Origin of the sequence: Amedibacillus dolichus DSM 3991 (assembly GCF_000154285.1) — a bacterium.
GTDB classification, from domain to species: domain Bacteria; phylum Bacillota_I; class Bacilli_A; order Erysipelotrichales; family Erysipelotrichaceae; genus Amedibacillus; species Amedibacillus dolichus.
In genome coordinates, this window is the sequence record NZ_DS483468.1 from 1 (window position 1) to 8,857 (window position 8,857).

An 8,857-nucleotide genomic window follows, 5' to 3' on the forward strand; every position below is an offset into this window, starting at 1 on the left:
AGCCGCGCCTTACATACCGGCCCATCTTTTCATTCCACAAATCGTACTCCGCACAGGCGGTGGCGTCCGGTCGCTGGGCATAGATCATCAGCTGCTCGTGGAACGGGTACTTGTAAAGGCGGGAAGCAGTAGTGAGAAACCCTGCCCATTCCTGCCAGCTCCCCGTGAGCTGCGTTGTCACCTTCTCCGCCATCTGTGCATATAGTTCAGCTTTGGTTGGCATGGTGTTCTGTCCTCCTTTCAGTTTTGGGGTAAAAAGGCGGGGTGGCAGATCGCCACCCCATCCCTGCGGTTATGTTGTTTACTGGTCAAAATCCGGGTACAGCTCCAGTTCGGCAAACTTCTCATCGGTCATCGCACAGAGCTTCGTAAGGGCGCTGTCGGTCAATTCCCTCAGTTCCGTTTCCTCCGGCGAAAGCTCGCCGCGCATCTCACGCAGACTGTCAATCAGCCCGGTGCGGCTGCCGGTATTGTAAATGCACATCAGGTTCATTTCCTCAAAGGTAAAGTTTCCCATATCAAATCTCCCTTTCCGCACTCTTTTTGGGTGCTGTCTTTTTGTGTTCTGTCTTGGGCTGGCCTTTCAGCTGCTCCATGACGGACTTTTTCTTTTCCCGTTCCTTCCGATGAACGGCATCAGCCAAGTCCATCAGGGAAATGGGCTGACCGCTTCGAGCCTGCTGTTCCAGCTCTGCCACGGTCGGCTCTTTTGGGCCATTGTTGATGATACCGTCAATCATGCCGTAATCGTCCTCCATGGCCATCTCCGCATTTTTCAGCGGATTTTCCGGCAGGAATCCGGGGATCTGGGTAAAACCAACGCTGTCGCAGTAATGACAGGATACCTTACCGCCCTGCCTGATCGCAACGATGTCGCTGACGCTCATGGAGGGACTGTGAAAGTCCACGGGCTTTTCCAGATTGAATTGCTGATAGAGTTTTTCCAGCTGCTCCGGCACAGTGCCAGACTCCCTCAGAGGAGCTGTGTAAATGAGGTCATAATTGTTGCGGTCTATGGAAATGGCATGTGACTTTAACCAATCCAGATTCATAAAGCGCACATTCTGCGGATCGTCACGGCTCACCTGATAGATGGCAAAGCAATCTCTGTTCTGGGAGAGAAATGCCTGTTCGCGTTCCCGCTGATGTTCCTGACGCTCCATGACCTTTTCGTGGAACTGAGGGCTTTTCTCCCATTCCTCATGGTCCACACCGAAAAGACCGCCATGATCCATGATTTCCTGCGGGTCAAACACCATGCTCTCCGTATTGTCCTCATGCAGCACATAGACGGTCAAACCGGCGGCATCCAGTTCCAGCGCCCGTTCTCTGGTAACAGGGAGCATCCCATCATAGGAGTAGCCATATTCCTGCATATCCGGTGTGGATACCTGCTCATCCGGCATGGGGTATTCATCCAGTGCCTGCTCCTGCGCTTCCGGCAGCTGGGAAGAAGCAGTCATCTGACTGGTCTCTGCCTGCATTTGCTGATAGGCCGCTTCCTGCAAGGTCTCAATCATGGACATAGGAGCGTGTCTGAGCGAAGTGCTGTCCAGATCGTTATCATCACAAATCTGGAGAACTGCCTTCATGCAGGAAAGCTCCGGCATATCCAGCTGACCACCATCCAGCTCTTTCATGGACGCAGCATCGTAAAGAGTGTAGTCCCATCCGCTGTCACAGGGTTGGATATGAAGATAGGTAGTATCGTTGATCAGAAACAAAGCCTCCTGCTGGTTGGCATCCGCCCCTAGTACCTCCATTTCCGGCATGGCCGCAGCCAGTTCCGTTACCGCTTTCTGTACCAGCGGATTATCACGGTAATAGTCGATTCCCTGAATAGTGTCCAGGTCAATGGTCTGCCCGGTCAAAATCGGAAAAGGTCCTTCATAGTCGCTTCCATCTTTCAGCTCAAAACCAATGCCCTTGATCCCGTTCATTCGTTCTGCCGGAATCTCCTGATAAATGCGGATTGCTTCCTCCAAAGACAGGTTATCGTGGTATTCTCCGAGGTTTGGAAATTCCATGCACTCTGCTACATAGTAGGTCAGATCGCCGGTCTGCTGTCTATCAGATACCTTAGCGGCATCTTCTGGCTGCTCTATCAGGGCGGTTTCCGGCTCTACCTTTGCATGAGGGTCAATTCCACGCTCTTTGCAGATTTCCTTATAGTGGCGCTCAATGTCGGAGATCAAAGTGCCGGAGGTCTTGTTGATGGTCTCCAAACTGGCTCTCAGCTCTTTCAGCTCTTTGCCCTGGCTCCAGCTTGCAATATAGCCGAAGCTGTTTTCTCCGGTCTCGATGCCAAAATATTTGCAGACTGCGTAGGAGATGCTTTCAGCCTCCACTTCCTCCGTGTGGCGGTCTTTCCTCTGTTCTTGCAAAAACTGGGTGAGGGTAGAAAAGCCGCCAACAAAATTCAGCCCTTCTTCCTCGGTCAGCATCAGGCGTCCATCTTCCGCCAGCTCCAGCGGCTCTGTCAGCAGAACGGAACCTGCATGGTTTACAACCACTTGTTCTTCTACACAGACCGGCTCTCCGGGGTCGTAGTCAGAACCGCGCAGGTCATAGCAATAAACGCCCTCCGGCAGATTATCACGGACAATCCGCCCATTGGAGAACAGACCGGGTTTATCAAACAGCTCGATTTCCTGATATTGCTCGTCATTGGCAATCTGAATCTTTTTCTGATTGTGGAGCTTGCTGTGGGCAATCTCGTGTACTGTGGCCGAAACCGTCTGCACCTCGCTCATGCCCTGGCGAATGGCAATTTTCTGATGATCGGCAGAAAAATAGCCGTCCGTATCGGCGGCCATTGCTTCAAAAGTAATCGGCACCGGTGCGCTGCGGCGCAGGGCCTCCATGAATGCCTCATAATTTGGCACATTGCCGGAAAGGGATGATGCAAGCTCCGGCAAAGGTTTCCCGTCGGTCTGGCTCACATCAAAGACCTTGACCGGACGAAACATGGGGATCTCGATTTCTTTTTCCTCTGTAACGAACTTTCCGTCTTTATCCAAAATCGGAGCCTTGGTATCCGGGTCCAGCTTCTGCTCCTCGATTTTCTTCTTATACGGTGTGGGGGCGATGATGGTAATGCCATGCTCGCCCTTTTTTACATAACGCTCAAACTGGTCTTTCCACTTATTGTATCCGGCTACCAATGTAGCGTCCGGCTTCTGCATATAGATGAGCATGGTGTTGTTTACCGAATAGCGGTGGAAGCGGGACATGACGGACAGATAGCGCATATACTTTTCACTCTCAAACAGTTCTTTGATCCCCTGCTCGATGCCATCTGTGATTTCCCTTAGCCGCTCTCGGTTGGTGGGTTTGTTCTCAGCCATGATTTTCAATCTCCTTTCCAAGTGTGTGATTTCTGCTGTGTGTTCTGCAATCCATGCCTTTTGTTCTTCTTCACTTTCATAAAGAAAAAGGTCCAACAGGTACTCTACATAGGTTTTTTTCTGGATTGCTTCCACAAAACGGGGGTGCGGTTCTTCCTCCGGTGTCCGGGGAGAATTGTCGGCCTCCCATTTTTTCAGCAGATAGTAGTAATCGGACAGTACGCGATAACACCGCTGCCGGTCCTCCCGAAATTTCTGTGCCTCGTTTTTCTGCCGGACATACCTCCTGCGGGGAGGGGCCTGACTGTCATAGATCAGGCCAAAGTCCTGTGCCAGTTTCTCCGCCGCTTCTTTTGAGGAGAGGTCAAAGAGCTTTGCGGTAAAGTCGATCACATCCCCATCTTCACCGCAGCCAAAGCAGTGGAACCGCTGGTCTACCTTCATGCTTGGGTTCTTATCATCGTGAAAGGGACAGCAGGCCATGCCATTTCGTTTGACCTCGATCCCATAAAACGCTGCCGCATCTCTGGTGCTGACCGACTGCTTGACTGCTTCAAATACATTCTCTGTCATGTGCCTTTAACTGCTGGACTTTCTCACAGGGGGCTGGTATCCGGCAGCTTTCGCACGCTCACTGGCGGCTTTGCGGCGTTCTGCGCTATATGGCTCCCGGACTGATACACACCGCTTTGGGACGGTAAAGTTATGGGCGTCCTTTCGGGTGATCTGGTCGGGGTGCTTTTTTGCCAGCAGTTCCAGCTTCTCCATCAGACGGGGATCGTGGGTGTAGACCTCAGCCATTGGTTCTGCCTGGTTATAAAGGAGAATGGTTTCCCGTTCCACTAAAGAGAGCTTCATCGGCTGCCTCCTTTCCGCTGATCAAATTCCAGCTTGAAGTTGGCGTACTGTCCATCGTCCTCCAAAACCACAGTGGCATCGTAGGTCTTGCCGGTTTTCTCCGAATATAGCCCCGTCACACGGACACGGCCATCGTTAAGCAGTGCAGACACCACAGCCTTGGTCGGCTGTTTTTTCTTGGCAGCCCACCATTTGTTATTTTTCCAGATTGCAAATTTGCAAGAATCATTCTGACAGAAGAAGCCTTTTTGCAGTTCTGCAACTTCACCGCCGCAGCGAGGGCATTTGCCCACCACCTCACGGGGCGGAGTGAACAGGTACTCAGTTCCTTTGATGACCTGATAAGTTCCCACCAGATCTTTCAGCATGGTGCTGATCCCGTCCAAAAACTCCTCCGGGGCAAGCTGCCCGCGCTCGATCTCGCCCAGTCGGTACTCCCACTCGGCAGTCAAAAGCGGCGATTGCAGTTGTTCCGGCAGAACGGTGATCAGGGAAACTGCATCGTGGGAAGGGAGAAGCTGCACCGTTTTCCTGCTCTTTTTTCGTTCCAGAAAACCGGCAGATACCAGCTTTTCCAAAATACCGGCACGGGTGGCCGGTGTCCCCAGACCTTTTCGCTCGGCATCCTCCGGCATATCCTCTTTTCCGGCAGTCTCCATCGCGGACAACAGAGTGTCCTCCGTAAAGTGCAGGGGCGGACTGCTTTTGCCTTCTCTGACGATTGCAGCAACAACCGAAAGGGTCTGTCCTTCGGTCAGCTCCGGCAGGGCTTTCTCTGCGCCCTCTTTTTTCGGCTCTGCATCCTTCATTTTGGCACGGTAGGCGTCCTCCAGTGCTTTCCATCCGGGGTGCTTCACCGTTTTTCCTTTGGCGGTAAACTCCCTACCGGCACACGCTGCAATCACAACGGTTTCCGAATAGATATGGGGCTGGGCCACGGCACACAGCAGACGCAGGGCCACCAGCTCCAGCACCGCTTTTTCTCCCGCAGGAAGGACAGAAAGGTCTGCATCCTTGAGATTTCTGGTAGGGATTACTGCGTGATGGTCGGTTACTTTCTTATCGTTGATGACTGTCTGCGGATCACAGGTAATGGCGATCCCTTTGCGAAACGGCATAGCATTGGCAACCAGATTCACCAACACCGGCAGGCTGTCTGCCATATCACCGGTCAGATAGCGGCTGTCAGTACGGGGATAGGTGCAGAGCTTCTTTTCATACAGGCTTTGCAGATAGTCCAGGGTCTGCTGGGCCGTAAATCCAAGCATGCGGTTGGCATCTCTTTGCAGAGTAGTCAGGTCATAAAGGGCAGGTGGCTTTTCGAGCTTTTCCTTACACTCCACCTTTTTGATTGTGACAGCTGCATCCTGGCAAGCTTCTTTCAGCTGCTCTGCGCTTGCTCGGTCACTTATGCGCTCCCCGGATATGGTAAGACCGGGCAGCTCCAGCGCCACGGTATAAAAAGGAACCGGCTTAAAGGTGTCGATTTCAGCTTCTCGCTGGACAATGAGTGCCAGCGTTGGAGACATCACGCGCCCGATGTTGAGGGTGCGGTGGTACAGCACGGAAAAAAGCCTTGTGGCATTGATCCCTACCAACCAGTCGGCCTTGGCACGGCAGAGAGCAGCATCCCGAAGTCCATCATAATCTACACCTGGGCGCAGGTTTGCAAAGCCCTCCCTTATGGCGGAATCCTCCATCGAAGAAATCCAGAGCCTTTTCATCGGCTTTTGGCAGCCTGCCAGCTCATAGACGCTGCGGAAGATCAGCTCGCCCTCGCGTCCGGCATCACAGGCATTTACTACCTCCGTCACATCCGGGGCGTTCATCAGCTTTTTGAGAATATCAAACTGCTTTTTCTTATCCTTTCCCACCACCATCTGCCAATGCTCCGGCAGAATAGGCAGGTCATCATATCGCCACTTGGCGTACTTGGGGTCATAGCTGTCTGCATCCGCAAGACCGGCCAGATGGCCCACGCACCAGCTGACACGCCAACCGTTCCCCTCCAGATAGCCGTCCTTACGAGCAGTCGCGCCGATCACGGCGGCCAGACTTTGTGCAACCGATGGTTTTTCAGCGATTACCAGTTTATATCTCATCATCTTCAGCCTCCCATTCTTCCCGCACAGGCGTGTGCAGTTTTTTCTCTATGCTGTTTTCCTCATCCAGTAGCAGGTTATAACCAAACCGGTAGTCATAGCGGTACAGTTTCCCCAGCAGGTCATTGATGATGATACGACAAGCCAAAATGACACGGGTTTTATCCACCTGCATCAGCTGGTAGCGTTGATAATTGCTGTAATATTCTTCGTGACGGCGGGTATTGCAGGCGGCATCTTCAAGTAAACTATCTACTGCATCCTGGCAACCATCTTCTTTTTCCCCTTCCATGCAGTTCAGAAGTTCCATCATCAAAGGAAAGCTCTGTTCATCCATAGGAGCTTCTGCTGCAAGAAAACCGATCAGAGCAGATAAGAGCAGACGAGTCGCCGTCTGTTCTTGTTCCGTCAAAACGGCCATTGTTTTCTCCGCATTTGGCAGGATCTTTTCTTCCACAAACTCTGCCGCGTCACCGGAATAAAGCTGACGGATAGAATCTATGGACAATGAAACTGTCACGGTATCTAAGGAGAAATCAAAGGGGTCATCTTGCTTTGGCTTTCTCCGAAGTTTGTTTAACATGGTAGAAAGAATGTCGCCGCCAAAATACACGGCGATCACCAGCAGGTCAAAAACAGCAATCAGCTTGATAAATATAATCAGAACACTCATTTTTTTCGTTTCCTTTCTTTGAGCCAGCGTTCCATCTCACGATGGCAGATGCCTACGCAGGGGCTTCCATAACTCCCGCAGCCATAGCAGGGGTGGTTGTGGGGTAAAGAAGGAGGACGGGAAGTTTCCCTCCCGCCCTCCGGCCTGCGTGTCATCATGCGTTCATAGGGACTGTCTGTGAAACGGGTCATTTCACGCTGTCCTCGTCATCTTCTTCTGTGCTGCCCCCGTCAGCGTCCGGCTCGTCCGACTCCTCATTTTCGGTTTCCCATTCCTCGGAATCTTCCTCGCCATAATCATAATCGTCCAGACTGTCATTGCCCTTGGTCTTAGGCTTGTTCTTAACGAGCTTCAAATAGGCAAATACGCCACCGCCACCAAGCAGAGCCAGTAAAAGGACCAGCGCAGCCGGATTCAGTCCGGCAGGCTTCTCCTTTTCCGGCTCCGATATTTCTGCCGGAGGTTCCGGTGCTTTGCCCGTACATTTACTCTTATCAGTTGCACAGACCGGACAAGCCGTATTGACTGCCCCTGCTTCACATTTTGTCGTGCAGCTGCATACCGCAGGCGGCTCCTCTTTTGCTTTTCCATCTTCCATCAGTGCCATCAAATCCGCTTCATCCACCTGGTTCAGAAAGTGAACAGCAGTCTTTTTATCCTCATTAGCCCTGTCGATCAAAATGTAAAAATAGTTGCCCGCCTTGGTGGTAATGGTAATGAGCTGCTTATTGCCACCAAAATCATCCACCAGAGCGGCATTGCCATCTGGTGTAAGTGCCGGTGCCGGTTCTGCTTCTTCCACAATCACATTGCTGTCATTGGTAGAATCCTCTGCCGGTGCCGCCGGAGCCTGTTCTGACCCCTGTGCGAAAGCAGGGATCGTAAATCCAAATGCCACAACCATTGTCAGGCAAAGGGCGGAAAGTGTTTTGCAAATTCTTTTATTCTTCATAAGCGGTAGCCTCCTGATTATTTGATTCCGACAGTGCTGTATCTCTGCCGTGGTTCATTCCACCGGAAAGCATAGCGTTCAGCTGTGCTGGAGTCATGCGTAACGCACGAACCATCTGAACGATTTCCAGATTCTCTGCCTCGGTTTTCTGTGCTTCCAGCGCCTTGAGCTTTTCCTGATACTCTGCGATCTTCTCGCGGACCTTTGTAATCTCCTGGTCAATGCGCTCAATTTTGTTCTTTGCCATCGTCTATCACTCCTTCTTAAAAATCTCTGTTACCAGTTCATCAGGCCGTAGCCCTTAATGCTTTGATAATTCAGGTCATAACTTTTAATCTTGCAGGCATCGCCGGAATTTCCCTCCACGGTATAAACACGGCTGCCATCCGTACCGATCACGATACCTACATGGTCTGCTGTCCCATCCAAATCCCAGTCAAAGAAAATTGCATCTCCGGGAGCCAGATTGTTATAGCCTCTTGCACCCCATTGTCCATGGGACTGGAACCACGGAACGCCCTGCCACTCACAGCCTGCAAAGCGCGGTTCACTTTTTCCTGCCTGGTTATAGCACCAGGATACGAAGCAGGCGCACCATTCCACGCGGGAGTCAAAGCCGTACCAGCTCCAGTAGGGATAACCGCCCACATTGCCCACCTGACGCTTGGCCAGTTCCACCAGCTGAGGATTGCCGGGGCGGGTACCGTTAATGAACTGCACACCGGACAGATCTTCCGAGCCGCTGGTATCAGGGGAGCCGCCGCCAAACAACAGCGGCTTATTGCCCATGGTCTGCCGGTAAACCTGATACATTTTCATCTGCTCCGGGGTCAGAAGTTCCGACACCACAGCGGAAATGGGCTTGCTGGTGAGTTTCACATTCAAAATGTAATACTCATAGGGAACTTCTTCTGAGGTGGTCTCA

9 protein-coding genes are annotated in these 8,857 nt (G+C 52.0%); all 9 read right to left on the bottom strand.

Features of this window, described 5'->3' with window-relative positions:
- Window positions 1-223 (bottom strand): hypothetical protein (locus EUBDOL_RS11540; RefSeq protein ID WP_040462881.1); only part of this gene is annotated, 223 nt, incomplete at its 3' end.
- Window positions 224-301: 78 nt separating this feature from the next.
- Window positions 302-517 (bottom strand): transposon-transfer assisting family protein, encoded by a 216-nt coding sequence (locus EUBDOL_RS01455; protein WP_003526257.1) that lies wholly within the window; start codon window positions 515-517, stop codon window positions 302-304.
- Window position 518: 1 nt separating this feature from the next.
- Entirely contained in the window at window positions 519-3,920 is a 3,402-nt protein-coding gene (locus tag EUBDOL_RS01460; RefSeq protein ID WP_004797790.1) for an LPD28 domain-containing protein, read from the bottom strand.
- 6 nt (window positions 3,921-3,926) lie between these two features.
- Window positions 3,927-4,205, bottom strand: a complete 279-nt coding sequence (locus EUBDOL_RS01465; RefSeq protein WP_002570998.1) for a hypothetical protein — start codon at window positions 4,203-4,205, stop codon at window positions 3,927-3,929.
- Window positions 4,202-6,310 carry a type IA DNA topoisomerase gene (locus tag EUBDOL_RS01470; protein ID WP_004797795.1) on the bottom strand — a complete coding sequence of 703 codons (2,109 nt, stop codon included), beginning with the start codon at window positions 6,308-6,310 and terminating at the stop codon, window positions 4,202-4,204. The genes EUBDOL_RS01465 and EUBDOL_RS01470 overlap by 4 nt, the downstream gene beginning before the upstream one ends.
- On the bottom strand, window positions 6,297-6,980 hold the full coding sequence (locus tag EUBDOL_RS01475) for a hypothetical protein (protein ID WP_004797797.1): 684 nt from the start codon (window positions 6,978-6,980) through the stop codon (window positions 6,297-6,299). The genes EUBDOL_RS01470 and EUBDOL_RS01475 overlap by 14 nt, the downstream gene beginning before the upstream one ends.
- Window positions 6,981-7,167: 187 nt before the next feature.
- A complete protein-coding gene (locus tag EUBDOL_RS01480; RefSeq protein WP_004797800.1) occupies window positions 7,168-7,932 on the bottom strand; it encodes a DUF4366 domain-containing protein in 765 nt (254 codons plus the stop codon).
- Window positions 7,922-8,179 (bottom strand): DUF4315 family protein, encoded by a 258-nt coding sequence (locus EUBDOL_RS01485; protein ID WP_004797801.1) that lies wholly within the window; start codon window positions 8,177-8,179, stop codon window positions 7,922-7,924. The genes EUBDOL_RS01480 and EUBDOL_RS01485 overlap by 11 nt, the downstream gene beginning before the upstream one ends.
- A gap of 29 nt (window positions 8,180-8,208) precedes the next feature.
- The coding region (locus tag EUBDOL_RS01490; protein ID WP_040462882.1) for a CHAP domain-containing protein at window positions 8,209-8,857 on the bottom strand (649 nt) is incomplete at its 5' end.